Below are 237 nucleotides of genomic sequence, written 5' to 3' on the forward strand. Positions count from 1 at the left end.
GGATCGATTAGTGAGGCGCGCTCGTACACCTTTTCGACGTCGGGATGGTCTTCGGCTTCCGACAGGACGCGCGCGATGACGCGACGCTGTTCGGTGATGCGCAGGCCCTTCTGATTGCACAGGGCTTCGAGGTCGATCTTGCGAGGCATGAGCACCGTGTAGAACAGTGCGCTTGTTGCGAAAAGCGAAACCGACTCGCAACAGTGATCGGATGCGACGATCGGTCGAGCCCGGTCG

This window comes from Candidatus Kosakonia sp. 282A-S69 (assembly GCF_029433855.1).
Lineage (GTDB): Bacteria > Pseudomonadota > Gammaproteobacteria > Enterobacterales > Enterobacteriaceae > Kosakonia > Kosakonia cowanii_A.